Below are 14,650 nucleotides of genomic sequence, written 5' to 3'. Positions count from 1 at the left end.
GTTTTCGATGAGTTATCAGGTTCTTGCACGTAAATGGCGTCCGCGCTCGTTCCGCGAAATGGTCGGCCAGACCCATGTGCTCAAGGCTCTGATTAATGCCTTGGACAGCCAGCGGCTGCACCATGCCTACCTGTTTACCGGTACGCGCGGGGTGGGCAAGACCACCATTGCGCGGATCATCGCCAAATGTCTGAACTGTGAAACAGGTATCACTTCGACGCCGTGCGGCGAGTGCTCGGTGTGCCGCGAAATCGATGAAGGGCGCTTTGTCGACCTGATCGAGATCGACGCCGCGAGCCGGACCAAGGTCGAAGACACCCGCGAACTGCTCGACAACGTGCAGTACGCCCCGAGCCGCGGGCGCTTCAAGGTCTACCTGATCGACGAAGTGCACATGCTCTCCAGCCATTCCTTCAATGCGCTGCTGAAAACCCTCGAAGAGCCGCCGCCCTATGTCAAGTTCATCCTGGCGACGACCGATCCGCAGAAACTTCCTGCAACCATTCTGTCGCGGTGCCTGCAGTTCTCCCTGAAGAACATGACGCCGGAACGCGTAGTCGAGCATTTGACCCACGTGCTGGGTGTCGAGAATGTACCGTTCGAAGACGACGCATTGTGGCTGTTGGGCCGTGCCGCCGATGGCTCGATGCGCGATGCCATGAGCCTCACTGACCAGGCCATCGCCTTCGGTGAAGGCAAGGTCATGGCCGCCGACGTGCGGGCGATGCTCGGTACGCTGGATCACGGCCAGGTCTACGACGTTTTGCATGCGTTGATCGAAGGTGACGCCAAGGCGTTGCTCGAAGGCGTTCGTCATCTGGCCGAACAAGGCCCGGACTGGAACGGCGTGCTTTCGGAAATTCTCAACGTACTGCACCGCGTCGCCATCGCCCAGGCCTTGCCTGAAGGCGTCGACAACGGTCACGGCGACCGTGACCGGGTACTGGCGCTGGCCCAGGCGTTGCCAGCCGAAGACGTGCAGTTTTATTACCAGATGGGCCTGATCGGCCGGCGTGATTTGCCGCTGGCGCCGGACCCGCGTGGTGGCTTTGAAATGGTCCTGCTGCGGATGCTCGCCTTCCGCCCCGCAGACACCGCGGACGCCCCGAGGCAACCGCTAAAGCCAGTGGGGATCAGCCAGGCCACAGTTGATTCCGCAAATTCAGTGGCTGCCGCGCCGGTTGTTGCGCCGGTAGTCGCTGCGGCAGTTGCACCTGCTCCCGTTGTTGCCGTTCCAGTTCCCGCGCCGGAACCTGAACCGGTTGCGCCCGTTGTCGTACCGGAACCGGTGGTTGAGCCCGTAGCGGTCGAGGCCGTCGTCGATTTGCCGTGGAACGACCCGGTCGTTCCCGACGTCATGCAGCAACCCGCCGTCGAGCCGGTACTGGAAACCGCCAGCGAGCAGCCCGAGTTGCCGCCAATGCCGTTGCCAACGCCGGACAGCGTGGTGCCGGATGCGCCGGAGTGGGCCGCTGCGCCGATCCCGGAACCGTCCGTTGCCGACGTCGATGCCGCTACCCCTGGCATCGACCAGGACGACGAACCGCCGCTGGACGAGGATTACATCGAGCCGGACATGGATTCGGCCTACAGTTACCTTGATGAACTGGCCAGCGAACACACCGCCGAACCCGCGCCGGAACCGGAGCCGGAACCCGCTGCGATGCCGGCCACCGGTCTGGCGCTGCAATGGCTGGAAATGTTCCCGAAACTGCCGATCTCCGGCATGACGGGCAGCATTGCCGCCAACTGCACGCTGATTTCCGTCGAGGGCGATCACTGGCTGATGCACCTGGACCCGGCCCACAGCGCCTTGTTCAATGCGACCCAGCAACGTCGTCTCAACGATGCGCTGAACCAGTTTCACGGGCGCACGCTGACCCTGAGCATGGAGCTGATCAAGCCTGAGCAGGAAACTCCGGCCCAGGCGGCGTCCCGGCGCCGTGCCAACCGTCAGCGCGAGGCCGAGGAGTCGATCCACGGCGATCCGTTCATCCAGCAAATGATGCAACAGTTCGGTGCGGTGATCCGTAACGATACTATTGAACCTGTCGACGCTCTGGTCAGTCAGGGCTAATAACTGAAGGCGTTCGGTCAACAGGGCCGGACGCTGTTTAATCCAAGTACTTTTGAGGTGATTCCCATGATGAAAGGTGGCATGGCCGGCCTGATGAAGCAGGCACAGCAGATGCAGGAAAAAATGGCCAAGATGCAGGAAGAGCTGGCCAACGCCGAAGTCATCGGTAAAGCGGGCGGCGATATGGTCACCGTGGTGATGACCGGTCGTCACGACGTCAAGAGCGTGACCATCGACCCAAGCCTGGTTGAAGGCCTGAGCGAAGACGACAAAGAGATGCTGGAAGCCGTCGTCGCCGCCGCCGTCAACGATGCCGTGCGCAAGATCGAAGCGAACAGCCAGGACAAAATGTCCGGCATGACCGCAGGCATGCAATTGCCGCCGGGCATGAAGCTGCCATTCTGATTCGCTAAAGCGCATCGGATGAGCTACAAAAAAATGCCAGGCATCGCGCCTGGCATTTTTGTTTCTGCCTGATGGGTGTAGCGTCTGTGCGATCGCCATCGCGGGCAAGCCTAGCTCCCACAGGGATCACCTCAATCCTGTGGGAGCGTGGCTTGCCCGCGATGAAGTCACCTCGGTACACCTGACGAAACATCGAACCTGAAACCGCCACAAAGGTCTGCTCCCCTATACCACTCGATTCTCGATCAAAGGAGACGCTCACATGCCACAAGCATTGACCCTCAACCAACGTATCGTCCTGGCGTCCCGCCCGGTTGGCGCGCCGACGCCGGAGAATTTTCGCCTGGAAAGGGAAGCGTTGCCGGAGCTCGCTGACGGTCAGGTCCTGCTCAAGACCCTTTACCTGTCGCTGGACCCGTACATGCGCGGTCGCATGAGTGACGCGCCGTCCTATGCCGCCCCGGTCGAAATCGGCGAGGTCATGACCGGTGGCGCTGTCAGCCGGGTCGAACGCTCGTTGAATCCAAAATTCCAGGAAGGTGATGTGGTCGTCGGCTCCACCGGCTGGCAGAGCCATAGCATCAGCGACGGTCGCAACATCATCCCGGTGCCGTCCGGGTTGCCGAGCCCGTCGATGGCCTTGGGCGTGCTGGGGATGCCGGGCATGACGGCCTATATGGGGCTGATGGACATTGGCCAGCCGAAGTCCGGCGAAACCCTGGTGGTCGCGGCGGCATCCGGTGCCGTGGGGTCGGTGGTCGGTCAGGTAGCGAAGATCAAGGGTTTACGCACGGTCGGCGTCGCCGGTGGCGCGGAAAAATGCCGTTATGTCGTCGACGAATTAGGTTTTGATGCCTGCGTCGACCACAAGAGTCCGGACTTCGCCCAAGAGTTGGCGAAGGCGTGCCCCAACGGCATCGACATCTATTACGAGAACGTCGGTGGCAAGGTGTTCGACGCGGTATTGCCGCTGCTCAACCCCAAGGCGCGTATTCCGCTGTGCGGCCTGATCGCTTCCTACAACGCCCACGAAGCCCCGAGCGGCCCGGATCGTCTGCCGCAATTGCAACGGACGATTTTGACCAAGCGCGTGCGAATCCAGGGCTTCATCGTGTTCGACGACTACGGCGATCGCCAGCCGGAATTCATCAGTGCCATGGCGCCGTGGGTGCGCGACGGCAAGGTGAAATTCCGCGAAGACGTGGTCGATGGTCTCGAACAGGCACCCGAAGCATTCATTGGTCTGCTGGAAGGGCGCAACTTCGGCAAACTGGTGGTGCGGGTCGCGCAGGACTGAGTATTTGACGCTAAAGAGAGGCGCGGGTATAAACCGCGTCTCGTTGTTTTGTCGGACGTTTCCCTATGAGCTTCAGCCCTTTGATTCGCCAACTGATCGATGCCCTGCGAATTTTGCCGGGCGTGGGTCAGAAAACCGCCCAGCGCATGGCGCTGCAACTGCTTGAGCGTGATCGCAGCGGTGGTTCGCGACTGGCGTTGGCCTTGAGTCAGGCCATGGAAGGGGTGGGCCATTGCCGTTTGTGCCGCACGCTGACCGAGGACGACCTGTGCCCGCAGTGCGCGGATACCCGCCGTGACGACACGTTGTTGTGTGTGGTGGAAGGGCCAATGGATGTCTATGCGGTGGAGCAGACCGGTTTCCGTGGTCGCTACTTCGTGCTCAAAGGGCATTTGTCGCCGCTTGACGGTCTTGGGCCTGAGGCGATTGGTATTCCGCAGTTGATGGCGCGGATTGAAGAGGCCGGGACTTTTACCGAAGTCATTCTTGCGACCAACCCGACGGTGGAAGGTGAGGCGACGGCGCATTACATTGCGCAGTTGCTTAGCAATAAGGGGCTGATTGCTTCGCGTATTGCTCACGGTGTGCCGTTGGGGGGTGAGCTGGAGTTGGTGGATGGCGGGACGTTGGCGCATTCGTTTGCCGGGCGTAAGCCGATAGCCTTGTAGTGGCTGAACGGGCCTCATCGCGGGCAAGCCCGGCTCCCACACTGGATCTCCAGTGTTCACCACAGCATTGTGGGAGCTAGGCTTGCCCGCGATGGCCGCGCCTCAGTTCTCCGTATTGACACAATCCTGTTGAAAACCAAGCAAGCGCTCGGTTAACGTCGCTGAACCTTCAGTGGAGTTCGCCGATGCCTGCCTTTCAGGAATACTTCGATCCCAGCCACCAATTGGTCCGTGACAGCGTCAGACGTTTCGTCGAGCGGGAGATCCTTCCGGACATTGATCAGTGGGAGGAAGCTGAAAGCTTTCCCCGTGAGCTCCACCTCAAGGCCGGTGCTGCCGGGATTCTGGGAATTGGCTATCCCGAAGCGCTGGGCGGCAGCCATGAAGGTGATCTGTTCGCCAAGGTCGCTGCCAGCGAAGAGCTCATGCGCTGTGGCTCGGGTGGACTGGTGGCCGGTTTGGGGTCGCTGGACATCGGCTTGCCACCGATCCTCAAGTGGGCCCGGCCCGAAGTGCGTGATCGCGTGGTGCCGCAGGTGCTGACCGGCGAGAAGATCAGCGCCCTGGCGGTCACCGAACCCAGCGGCGGTTCCGACGTCGCCAATCTGCAAACCCGCGCCGTGCGTGACGGCGACTTCTATCGCGTCAGCGGCAGCAAAACCTTCATCACCAGCGGCGTTCGCGCCGATTACTACACCGTCGCAGTGCGCACCGGCGAGCCCGGTTTTGGCGGCATCAGCCTGTTGTTGATCGAGAAGGGCACACCCGGTTTCACCGTCGGCCGTCAGTTGAAGAAAATGGGCTGGTGGGCATCGGACACCGCGGAGTTGTTCTTCGATGACTGTCGGGTGCCGGTGGGCAATCTGATTGGCGCGCAAAACATGGGTTTCGCCTGCATCATGGGTAACTTTCAGAGTGAGCGGCTGGCGTTGGCATTGATGGCCAACATGACTGCGCAGCTGGCGCTGGAGGAGAGCCTGAAGTGGGCGCGTCAGCGCGAAGCTTTCGGTAAACCCATCGGCAAGTTCCAGGTACTCAAGCATCGCCTCGCCGAGATGGCGACCGCGCTGGAAGTGTCTCGGGAATTTACCTATCGCCAGGCGGCGAAGATGGCGGCGGGGCAGAGTGTGATCAAGGAAATTTCGATGGCCAAGAACTTTGCCACCGACACGGCGGACCGGATCGTCAATGATGCGGTGCAGATTCTGGGAGGCTTGGGTTACATGCGTGACAGCCTTGTGGAGCGGCTGTACCGGGATAACCGGATTCTGTCGATTGGCGGCGGGACGCGGGAGGTGATGAACGAGATTATCAGTAAACAGATGGGGCTTTGATTGGTGGTGTAGCGGCTGACGTCATCGCGGGCAAGCCCGGCTCTCATATGACATAGGTCACTGTGGGAGCCGGGCTTGCCCGCGATGGCGTCAGTACCAACGCCGCTTACTTGTCAGTCAACGCAAACTGCGTCAGGCAGAAAGTAGGAATCCCCATATCTTCCAATCGCTGCGACCCACCCAGCTCCGGCAGATCAATAATCGCCGCCGCTTCATGAACCCGCGCGCCCATGCGTCGAATCAGGTTCGCCGCCGCAATCAGCGTGCCGCCCGTGGCAATCAAGTCATCGAACATCACCACCGAATCGCCCTCGCACAGGCTGTCGGCGTGGACCTCGAGGAACGCTTCGCCGTACTCGGTCGCGTAACCCTCGGCCAACACGTCGGCCGGCAGTTTGCCTTGCTTGCGGAACAGCACCAGCGGTTTGTTCAACTGATACGCCAGCACCGAACCGATCAGGAAGCCACGCGCGTCCATCGCCCCGATGTGGGTGAAATCGGCTTCGACGTAGCGATGGGCAAAGCTGTCCATCACCAGGCGCAGGGCCGTGGGTGACTGAAACAACGGCGTGATGTCACGAAAGATCACGCCCGGCTTGGGGAAGTCGATCACGGGGCGGATCAGGGATTTGATGTCGAAGGAGTCGAAGACCATCGTCGAGGTGTCCTGGCAGGCTGCAAACGTCGCAGTATAACGGCGGCTGAACCGTTTCGCTCAGCCGCAAGGGTGACAATCAGCCTTCGAGAGAGCCGCCGGCCAGCGCGCAGAGTTGGATCGGGTCGAGGATACGAATTTCCTTGCCTTCAGCGGCGATCAATTCGCTCTGCTGAAAACGGGTGAACACCCGGGACACGGTTTCGACCGCCAGCCCCAGGTAATTGCCGATTTCGTTGCGCGACATGCTCAGGCGGAACTGGTTGGCCGAGAAACCGCGGGCGCGGAAACGTGCCGACAGGTTGACCAGGAACGTGGCAATGCGCTCGTCGGCGGTTTTTTTCGACAGCAGCAGCATCATTTGTTGATCGTCGCGAATCTCGCGACTCATGACGCGCATTAACTGGCGACGCAGTTGCGGCAGTTGCACGGACAGTTCGTCGAGGCGATCGAAAGGGATTTCGCACACTGAGGTGGTTTCCAGCGCTTGCGCGGACACGGGGTGCTTTTCAGTGTCCATGCCCGACAGGCCGACCAGTTCACTCGGCAAGTGGAAACCGGTGAGCTGTTCTTCACCGGCGTCGCTCAGGCTGAAGGTCTTGAGGGCGCCGGAGCGCACCGCATAGACGCAATCGAAGGTGTCGCCCTGGCGAAACAGGAACTCACCTTTTTTCAGCGGACGGCCACGCTTGACGATGTCGTCCAGCGCGTCCATGTCCTCCAGGTTCAGAGACAGCGGTAAACACAGGGGGGCGAGGCTGCAATCCTTGCAATGGGCCTGGTTATGAGCACGCAGTTTGACTGGCTCGGACATTTCTTCAATCCTTGTGGGAAAATCACACATAAGACGTAAGGGTAACCCACGGGATGGCATTCCGGCCAGTTTGTGCAGATATTGTCACGCCACGATACCGCGTGATGTTTGGCGGTCCTGTAAACGCTGAAATCCGCCTCCATGGCGATGAAGAATTAGATCACCCGGGAAAATCGTTGGTGGTTGAGTTGCTGCAGATAAGCATCGAACACCATGCACACCGAGCGCACCAGCAAACGACCGGCCGGCAGTACAGTGATTCGTTCGTTGTCGAGGCTGATCAAGCCGTCATCGGCCATGGTCAGCAACTGCGGCCACAACTGGCCGAAGTAACCGCGAAAGTCGATGTTGAACGCTTGCTCGATCTCGACGAATTCCAGGCTGAACCTGCAGATCAGCTGCTGTATCACCGCCCGCCGCAGCCGATCATCGGCGTTGCACACCAGGCCACGGCTGGTGGCCAGTTGACCCGTGGCCAGGGTGTTCTGGTATTGAGCCAGGTCGCTGGTGTTCTGGCAGTACAGATCACCGATCTGGCTGATGGCTGACACCCCCAAACCGATCAAATCGCAATGGCCGTGGGTGGTGTAGCCCTGAAAATTGCGCTGCAGGGTTGATTCCTCCTGGGCGATCGCCAGTTCGTCGTCGGGCAGGGCGAAGTGGTCCATGCCGATGTAGCGGTAACCGGCCGTGGTCAGTTGCTCGATGGTGCGCTGGAGCATTTCCAGCTTCTGCGCCGGTGTCGGCAGCTCGTCGCTGTTGATGCGTCGCTGCGGCATGAAGCGTTCGGGCAGGTGCGCGTAGTTGAACACCGAGAGCCGATCCGGTTGCAGGTTGATCACTTCATCCACCGTGCGGGCGAAGTTTTCGGGCGTCTGCCGGGGCAAGCCGTAAATCAGGTCGATGTTGATCGAGCGAAATTGCAGGGTCCGGGCGGCATCGATCACCGCGCGGGTTTCTTCCAGGCTTTGGAGGCGATTGACCGCCCGTTGCACGGCCGGGTCGAGGTCTTGCAAACCAATGCTGACACGATTGAACCCCAGCTCGCGCAACAGGCCCATGGTTGACCAGTCGGCTTCGCGAGGATCGATTTCGATGCCGTAGTCGCCGGAATCATCGTCCAGCAAGTTGAAGCTCTTGCGCAGTTGAGCCATTAACTGGCGCAGTTCATCGTGGCTGAGGAACGTCGGGGTGCCGCCGCCGAAGTGCAGTTGTTCGACCTTCTGCGCCGGGTCGAGGTGACAAGCGATCAGCTGGATTTCCTGCTCAAGACGCTGCAAGTAGGGCAGGGCGCGGCCGCGATCCTTGGTGATGACTTTGTTGCAGGCGCAGTAGTAGCAAATGTTCGCGCAGAACGGCACATGCACGTACAGCGACAACGGGCGCAGGGCCTTGCGGCTGTCGCGCAGTGCGTGAAGCAGGTCGAACGAGCCGACTTGACTGTGGAATTGCACAGCCGTCGGGTAAGAGGTGTAGCGCGGTCCCGCCAGGTCATAACGGCGGATCAGATCGGTGTCCCAACGAATGGCGTCGAGCATCATGCGGGCATTCCCCCGGATAGGCTTGCAGTGTGGGCGAGTCTAGGGGGGGAGGCGTTGGGGCATCTTGATTTGCATCAACGGTGAGCACGGACGTGTAGCAGCTGCCGAAGGCTGCGTCCGGCTGCTAAGCAGTCGTAAACCTTTCACCTCGGGCTCTCAGGGGATTTGCATGCTTTGTATAGGCGAGGACTTCGTCCTCGAACGCAGCCTGCGGCAGCTGCTACAGGGCGGACTAGTGACCCATCAACCAATGCTGATGCGGCCCCGGCAAGGTCCAGAGGCCGAACAGCATCACCAGCAGACCACCGGCCATGCGCACGCTGCGTTTACGCAACAGCGCCGTCACCCGCTCAGCCGCCAGGCCTGTGGCCAGCAACACCGGCCAGGTGCCCAGGCCGAACGCGAGCATCAACAAAGCGCTGTCCAGCGCATTCCCCTGACTCGCCGACCACAGCAAAGTGCTGTAAACCAACCCGCACGGTAGCCAGCCCCAGAGCGCGCCCAGCAGCAAGGCGCGGGGCAGGCTCGACACGGGCAGCAGTTTGTTGGCAATCGGCTGGATATGCCGCCACAGGCCGCGACCCAGGCTTTCGATGCGGGTCAGGCCGGCCCACCAACCGGCGAGGTACAGCCCCATGGCGATCAGCAGCAGACCGGCGATGACCCGCATAAACATCGCTGCCGGGCTGTTGGCCACGGCCCAGCCGGCCAGGCCGATCAAGAGGCCGGCGGTGGCGTAGCTGAGGATGCGGCCCAGGTTGTAGGCCAGCAGCAAGCGAAAGCGTCGGCTGCGTTGTTCCTTGGGAATCGCCAGGGTCAACGCGCCCATCAAGCCGCCGCACATACCCAGGCAATGGCCGCCCCCGAGCAAGCCGAGAATCACCGCAGACACCAGCAGTGGCGCCAATTCAAGCATGAGGCGGCGCCTTGTCGTCGGGTTTGGCCGGATGGCCGCTGGCTTCATCGACCGCAGCTTTGTGGGCCGGGTCCTGGTCGTCGAACAGAATGCTGTGGGCCGGGCCGTCGAGGTCATCGTACTGACCGCTGTCCACCGCCCAGAAGAAGATGTAGACGGCGATGGCCACGATCAGCAGCGCGGCCGGAATCATCACGTAAAGAGCTGGCATGGGTGGACTCCATGCCCGCGCGGCTCAGGCCGGCAACGGGCGGGTTTCTGGCGTGGCGCGGGTGGCTGGCGAGCTCGGCAAGCGAGTCAGGCGCAGGGCATTGAGCACCACGGTCAACGAACTGATCGACATGCCGACGGCAGCCCACACCGGAGTGATCCAGCCGAGGGCAGCGAACGGCAACATGAGGCCATTGTACAGCCCGGCCCACAGCAGGTTCTCGATGATTACCCGACGGGTTCGCCGGGCCAGACTGAAGGCTTGCACCAGTGCGTCGAGACGGTTGGACAGTAACACGGCATCGGCACTGGTTTTCGCCAGATCCGTGGCCGAGCCCATCGCCACGCTGATGTCGGCCGCGGCCAGTACCGGCACGTCGTTGACCCCGTCTCCGAGCATCAACACCTTGCGGCCTTCCTTGTGCAGTTGTTGCAGGACTTGCAATTTGTCGTCGGGACGCAAACCGCCACGCGCCTCGTCGATTCCCAACTCGGCGGCAACGCTGGCGACCATCGGCGAGCTGTCTCCGGACAGCAGCAATGTGCGCCATCCCCGCGCCTTGCAGGCTTGCAGCAACGCAGGGGCATCTGCGCGCAACCGGTCGTCGAGGACAAACCACGCCAGAGGGCCCTGACTGTCGCCGAGCAGCAGCCATTGGCCCGCTTCATCGGGCATCGAAGGTGCGGCAGCGCCACTGAGTTCGCAGACAAAACCTGGCTGGCCAATGCGCAGGCGTTGTACGCCGACCAGGCCTTCAAGCCCCAGCCCCGGTGTGCTGTGGACTTCTTCGGCGGCCAGTGGCGCGCGGCCGAAGGCGCGGGCGATCGGGTGTTCGGAGCGGTTTTCCAGCGCGGCCGCCAGGCTCAGGCATTGGTCCCTGTCGAGTGCGGCCAGCGGGCGGATTGAACGTAAGGCGAGGCGCCCTTCAGTCAGGGTCCCGGTCTTGTCGAAGATCACCGTGTCGATCTGGTTCAGACCTTCCAACACATGGCCGCGCGTCAACAGCAGGCCGAGTTTGTGCAGCGTGCCGGTGGCGGCGGTCAGCGCGGTGGGCGTCGCGAGGGACAAGGCACACGGACAAGTGGCGACGAGCATGGCCAGCACAATCCAGAAGGCCCGGGATGAATCGAGTTCCCACCACAACAGGCCAATGGCGGCAGCGGCGATCAGCGATAGCAGCAAAAACCACTGCGCGGCGCGGTCGGCGATTTCCGCCAGGCGCGGCTTTTCGGCTTGCGCGCGATCCAACAGGCGGACAATGGCGGACAGTCGTGTGTCCTGGCCCAGGGCCAACACTTGCACGGTCAGCGCGCCTTCAACGTTCAACGTGCCGGCGGTGACTGCATCGCCTGGCATTCGCGGTTGCGGCAAGTATTCACCGGTCAGCAACGATTCATCGATGCTCGACTGACCGTCGAGGATCTTGCCGTCTGCCGGCAGAATGGCCCCCGGATGGACCAGCACCTGATCGTCGACGCGCAATTCGCTGAGCAGGATTCGCTCGCTCTGGCCATCCGCGCTCAGGCGCAGGCATGAAGCGGGCAGCAGGTTGACCAATTGGGCAGTGGCCGCAGCGGTACGTTCTCGGGCGCGGCGTTCCAGATAACGACCGGCCAGCAGGAACAGCGCAAACATGCCGACTGCATCGAAATACAGCTCACCAACGCCGCTGATCGAAGTCCAGATCCCGGCGAGGTAGGCGCTGCCAATCGCCAGCGACACCGACACGTCCATGGTCAGGTGGCGGGTGCGCAGGTCGCGCATCGCGCCTTTGAAGAACGGCGCACAGCTGTAGAACACGATTGGCGTGGTCAGGAACAGCGCGACCCAACGCAGAATGGTGTGCAGTTCGGGGCTGAGGTCGATGTTGAATTCCGGCCAGGTGGCCATCGTCGCCATCATCGCCTGGAACCACAGCAGGCCGGCCACGCCGAGTTGGCGCAAGGCCAGACGGTTCTCACTGGCCAGTTGTTCACTGGCGCGGTCGGCTTGATAGGGGTGGGCGGCGTAACCGATATGGCGCAACTCACTGAGCACCTTGCTCAACGGTAATTGCGCATCGGCCCAGCGTACGTGCAAGCGATGGTTGGACAGGTTGAGGCGCGCTTCGGCCACCGCCGGCAAGCCGCGCAGGTGTTTCTCGATCAGCCAGCCGCACGCGGCGCAGCTGATGCCTTCCATCAACAGGGTGGTTTCGGCGAGGTCGCCGTCGTGGCGCACGAACGGCGCTTGCACGTCGGCGCGGTCGTACAGCGCCAGTTCGTCCACCAACTGCACCGGCAAGGCTTCGGGGTTGGCCGATGACTCGCTGCGATGCTGGTAATAGCTTTCCAATCCGCCCGCCACAATCGCCTCGGCCACGGCCTGGCAACCCGGGCAGCAGAACTCGCGGGTTTCACCCAGGACCGCCGCGGTGAAGCGGCTGCCAGCCGGGACGGGCAGGGCGCAGTGGTAGCAGGGGGTTGGAGTGGTCATTCGGTTTTCACAGGGGGTTGTCCGATGATCGTTCCCACGCAGAGCGTGGGAACGATCAGAGTCGGGCTTACTTTTTCAGGTCTTCCGCGCCTTGCAGCGGCTCATCGCCCAGCAGCAGGTCCTTGTCATGGCTGACCTGTTCTTCTTCGAACAGGCGCCAGGTCTTGTCGCCTTCGACCCCCAGCAGTTCTACAAAGCGACGGCCTTCGACCTTGTCGCTCAGTTGACCGATGTAGCGGCCCTGTTCCGTGTCGCTGTGGGCGAGGGTGATCTTGCGATCCTTCTCCGGTTGCGTCGGCGAGATCAGGTTCAGTTCAAGGGTTTTCGGTTGGCTGTTGCCGCTCAGGTGCAGGTCGACTTCGCCGGTCACGCCATCCAGATGCACGCTGGCCCGTAACAGCAGGGTCTGGGCCAACAGTTCACGGTCGAGGGAGCGGTTGATGCCTTTGCCGGCTTCGTAGTAGTTGTCGTTCACCAGGTTGTCCGGGTTGTTCACCGCGATGGTCACCATGGACAAGGTCAGGGTCACCGAGCAGGCCAGAATCCCGATGATGATCCACGGCCAAAGGTGCTTGTACCAGGGACTTGCGGCAGTTGCTGCGGGCATGATCACTTCTCTCAACGAATTTGGGGGCCGATGAATCGGCTCTTGGCTTCAACATGAACGCTGTCGTCATCGGCATCCTTGAGGATGAATTTCACCTCGTTGGTGCTCGATGGCAGTTGTTCCGGTGCACTGGACAGCTCCACTGGCTGGCTGAAAATTTCCCCGGCGGCGACTTTGATCTCGCGCTTGCCTTGCAGCTTGAGGTCCGGCAGGCCGGTGGCTTCCAGCACGTAGGTGTGGTCGCGCTGATCCTTGTTCATGATCTTCAGGCTGTAGACGTTTTCGATCCGGCCCTCGGCGTTCTCGCGGTACAGCACGCGGTCTTTGCTGACGTCGAAACCGACCAGCGAGCGCATGAAGAACGCGGTGATCAACAACGAGATCATCGCCAGCAGCACCACGGCATAGCCGATCAGGCGCGGGCGCAGTTTATGGGTTTTTTGCCCGGACAGGTTGTGCTCGGTGGTGTAGCTGATCAGGCCGCGCGGGTAATCCATCTTGTCCATGATGGCGTCGCAGGCGTCGATACAGGCGGCACAGCCGATGCACTCGATTTGCAGGCCATCGCGGATGTCGATGCCAGTCGGGCAAACCTGTACGCACATGGTGCAGTCGATGCAATCGCCCAGGCCTTGAGCCTTGTAGTCGATGCCTTTCTTGCGCGGGCCACGGGACTCACCGCGGCGTGGATCGTAGGAAACGATCAGCGTGTCTTTGTCGAACATCACGCTTTGGAAGCGCGCGTACGGGCACATGTAAATGCACACCTGCTCGCGCAACCAGCCGGCGTTGCCGTAGGTGGCGAGGGTGAAGAAACCGACCCAGAAATACGACCAGCCATCCGCTTCGCCGGTGAAGAAGTCGAATACCAGCTCACGGATCGGCGAGAAGTAACCGACGAAGGTCAGGCCGGTGACAAACCCGATCAGCAGCCACATCGAATGTTTGCTGAGCTTGCGCAGGAATTTGTTGGCGCTCATCGGCGCTTTGTCGAGCTTGATGCGCTGGTTGCGGTCGCCTTCGGTGACCTTTTCGCACCACATGAAGATCCATGTCCAGACGCTCTGCGGGCAGGTGTAACCGCACCACACGCGACCGGCGTAGACCGTAATGAAGAACAGGCCGAAGGCACTGATGATCAAAATCCCCGACAGCAGGATGAAGTCCTGAGGCCAGAAGGTTGCGCCAAAAATAAAGAATTTACGCTCCGGCAGGTTCCACCAGACAGCTTGGTGGCCGCCCCAGTTCAGCCACACCGTGCCGAAATACAACAGAAACAAAAAGGCGCCGCCCATCATCCGCAGGTTACGGAACAAACCCGTGAAGGCGCGGGTGTAGATCTTTTCTCGAGAGGCGTAGAGGTCGACGCTGTTGTTCGCGTTCTTGTTGGGTGGAGTGACGTCGTGTACCGGAATCTGGTTGCTCATCATTGCATCCCACGGCAGTGGAAAAATGCCTCGGTCAGTACATGCCGACCGCGGTCAAAAGGGGTGGTGCAGTGGCGCAATGATACGCCTGAAGCTCTAGCACAAGGGTGCGACCTTTGGTCGCGTTGGGAAAAAAACCTGAATGGTGTAGCAGATGTAACAAAACGTGATGCAGATCAATTGACTTGTGAAGTATGGACGAATTTTGGGGGGCAGGGCTCGT

13 protein-coding genes are annotated in these 14,650 nt (G+C 61.2%); 5 read left to right on the top strand and 8 right to left on the bottom strand.

The annotated features are described in order from the left end of the window. The first annotated feature begins 7 nt into the window (after positions 1-7). The 5 genes from dnaX (at position 8) to SB725_RS16955 (ending at position 5,781) form a co-directional block, all read left to right on the top strand. Positions 8-2,077, top strand: a complete 2,070-nt coding sequence (gene dnaX, locus SB725_RS16975; RefSeq protein ID WP_027921724.1) for a DNA polymerase III subunit gamma/tau — start codon at positions 8-10, stop codon at positions 2,075-2,077. Positions 2,078-2,143: 66 nt separating this feature from the next. Then, the gene (locus tag SB725_RS16970) at positions 2,144-2,482 is read left to right on the top strand and encodes a YbaB/EbfC family nucleoid-associated protein (RefSeq protein ID WP_027921723.1); all 339 of its coding nucleotides are present in this window, start codon (positions 2,144-2,146) and stop codon (positions 2,480-2,482) included. A 262-nt stretch (positions 2,483-2,744) separates the two neighbouring features. Further along, positions 2,745-3,779: an NADP-dependent oxidoreductase gene (locus SB725_RS16965; protein ID WP_027921722.1), complete on the top strand. Its 1,035-nt coding sequence runs from the start codon at positions 2,745-2,747 to the stop codon at positions 3,777-3,779. A 65-nt stretch (positions 3,780-3,844) separates the two neighbouring features. Then, positions 3,845-4,447, top strand: coding sequence for a recombination mediator RecR (gene recR, locus SB725_RS16960; RefSeq protein ID WP_027921721.1), 603 nt, complete (start codon positions 3,845-3,847; stop codon positions 4,445-4,447). 185 nt (positions 4,448-4,632) lie between these two features. Next, on the top strand, positions 4,633-5,781 hold the full coding sequence (locus SB725_RS16955) for an acyl-CoA dehydrogenase family protein (RefSeq protein ID WP_410922293.1): 1,149 nt from the start codon (positions 4,633-4,635) through the stop codon (positions 5,779-5,781). A 106-nt stretch (positions 5,782-5,887) separates the two neighbouring features. On the opposite strand, the gene SB725_RS16950 is transcribed toward SB725_RS16955, so the two are convergent. The 8 genes from SB725_RS16950 to ccoG form a co-directional block, all read right to left on the bottom strand. Then, positions 5,888-6,436 carry an adenine phosphoribosyltransferase gene (locus SB725_RS16950; RefSeq protein WP_027921719.1) on the bottom strand — a complete coding sequence of 183 codons (549 nt, stop codon included), beginning with the start codon at positions 6,434-6,436 and terminating at the stop codon, positions 5,888-5,890. 79 nt (positions 6,437-6,515) lie between these two features. Further along, the gene (gene fnr / locus SB725_RS16945; protein WP_027921718.1) at positions 6,516-7,250 is read right to left on the bottom strand and encodes a fumarate/nitrate reduction transcriptional regulator Fnr; all 735 of its coding nucleotides are present in this window, start codon (positions 7,248-7,250) and stop codon (positions 6,516-6,518) included. 155 nt (positions 7,251-7,405) lie between these two features. Beyond that, the gene (hemN, locus tag SB725_RS16940; RefSeq protein ID WP_027921717.1) at positions 7,406-8,788 is read right to left on the bottom strand and encodes an oxygen-independent coproporphyrinogen III oxidase; all 1,383 of its coding nucleotides are present in this window, start codon (positions 8,786-8,788) and stop codon (positions 7,406-7,408) included. 235 nt (positions 8,789-9,023) lie between these two features. Then, positions 9,024-9,707 carry a sulfite exporter TauE/SafE family protein gene (locus SB725_RS16935; RefSeq protein ID WP_410922290.1) on the bottom strand — a complete coding sequence of 228 codons (684 nt, stop codon included), beginning with the start codon at positions 9,705-9,707 and terminating at the stop codon, positions 9,024-9,026. Continuing rightward, entirely contained in the window at positions 9,700-9,918 is a 219-nt protein-coding gene (ccoS, locus tag SB725_RS16930) for a cbb3-type cytochrome oxidase assembly protein CcoS (protein WP_027921715.1), read from the bottom strand. Before ccoS ends, SB725_RS16935 begins: the two co-directional genes overlap by 8 nt. Positions 9,919-9,942: 24 nt before the next feature. Continuing rightward, positions 9,943-12,393 carry a heavy metal translocating P-type ATPase gene (locus tag SB725_RS16925; protein ID WP_410922288.1) on the bottom strand — a complete coding sequence of 817 codons (2,451 nt, stop codon included), beginning with the start codon at positions 12,391-12,393 and terminating at the stop codon, positions 9,943-9,945. A gap of 67 nt (positions 12,394-12,460) precedes the next feature. After that, entirely contained in the window at positions 12,461-13,000 is a 540-nt protein-coding gene (locus SB725_RS16920) for a FixH family protein (protein WP_027921713.1), read from the bottom strand. Positions 13,001-13,011: 11 nt separating this feature from the next. After that, a complete protein-coding gene (gene ccoG / locus SB725_RS16915) occupies positions 13,012-14,427 on the bottom strand; it encodes a cytochrome c oxidase accessory protein CcoG (RefSeq protein WP_027921712.1) in 1,416 nt (471 codons plus the stop codon). Between the last annotated feature and the right edge of the window lie 223 nt (positions 14,428-14,650).

Source organism: Pseudomonas sp. SIMBA_041, from assembly GCF_046535095.1.
Classification (GTDB): domain Bacteria; phylum Pseudomonadota; class Gammaproteobacteria; order Pseudomonadales; family Pseudomonadaceae; genus Aquipseudomonas; species Aquipseudomonas mucoides.
The sequence above is the reverse complement of the archived record's forward strand: the minus strand, read 5'-3'. Positions and strand labels throughout refer to the sequence as shown.

What these genes read in the sequence shown, in the direction of transcription:
- dnaX (WP_027921724.1), top strand. Translation starts at nt 8, where the DNA reads ATGAGTTATCAGGTTCTTGCACGTAAATGGCGTCCGCGCTCGTTCCGC.
- SB725_RS16970 (WP_027921723.1), top strand. Translation starts at nt 2,144, where the DNA reads ATGATGAAAGGTGGCATGGCCGGCCTGATGAAGCAGGCACAGCAGATG.
- SB725_RS16965 (WP_027921722.1), top strand. Translation starts at nt 2,745, where the DNA reads ATGCCACAAGCATTGACCCTCAACCAACGTATCGTCCTGGCGTCCCGC.
- recR (WP_027921721.1), top strand. Translation starts at nt 3,845, where the DNA reads ATGAGCTTCAGCCCTTTGATTCGCCAACTGATCGATGCCCTGCGAATT.
- SB725_RS16955 (WP_410922293.1), top strand. Translation starts at nt 4,633, where the DNA reads ATGCCTGCCTTTCAGGAATACTTCGATCCCAGCCACCAATTGGTCCGT.
- SB725_RS16950 (WP_027921719.1), bottom strand. Translation starts at nt 6,436, where the DNA reads ATGGTCTTCGACTCCTTCGACATCAAATCCCTGATCCGCCCCGTGATC.
- fnr (WP_027921718.1), bottom strand. Translation starts at nt 7,250, where the DNA reads ATGTCCGAGCCAGTCAAACTGCGTGCTCATAACCAGGCCCATTGCAAG.
- hemN (WP_027921717.1), bottom strand. Translation starts at nt 8,788, where the DNA reads ATGCTCGACGCCATTCGTTGGGACACCGATCTGATCCGCCGTTATGAC.
- SB725_RS16935 (WP_410922290.1), bottom strand. Translation starts at nt 9,707, where the DNA reads ATGCTTGAATTGGCGCCACTGCTGGTGTCTGCGGTGATTCTCGGCTTG.
- ccoS (WP_027921715.1), bottom strand. Translation starts at nt 9,918, where the DNA reads ATGCCAGCTCTTTACGTGATGATTCCGGCCGCGCTGCTGATCGTGGCC.
- SB725_RS16925 (WP_410922288.1), bottom strand. Translation starts at nt 12,393, where the DNA reads ATGACCACTCCAACCCCCTGCTACCACTGCGCCCTGCCCGTCCCGGCT.
- SB725_RS16920 (WP_027921713.1), bottom strand. Translation starts at nt 13,000, where the DNA reads ATGCCCGCAGCAACTGCCGCAAGTCCCTGGTACAAGCACCTTTGGCCG.
- ccoG (WP_027921712.1), bottom strand. Translation starts at nt 14,427, where the DNA reads ATGAGCAACCAGATTCCGGTACACGACGTCACTCCACCCAACAAGAAC.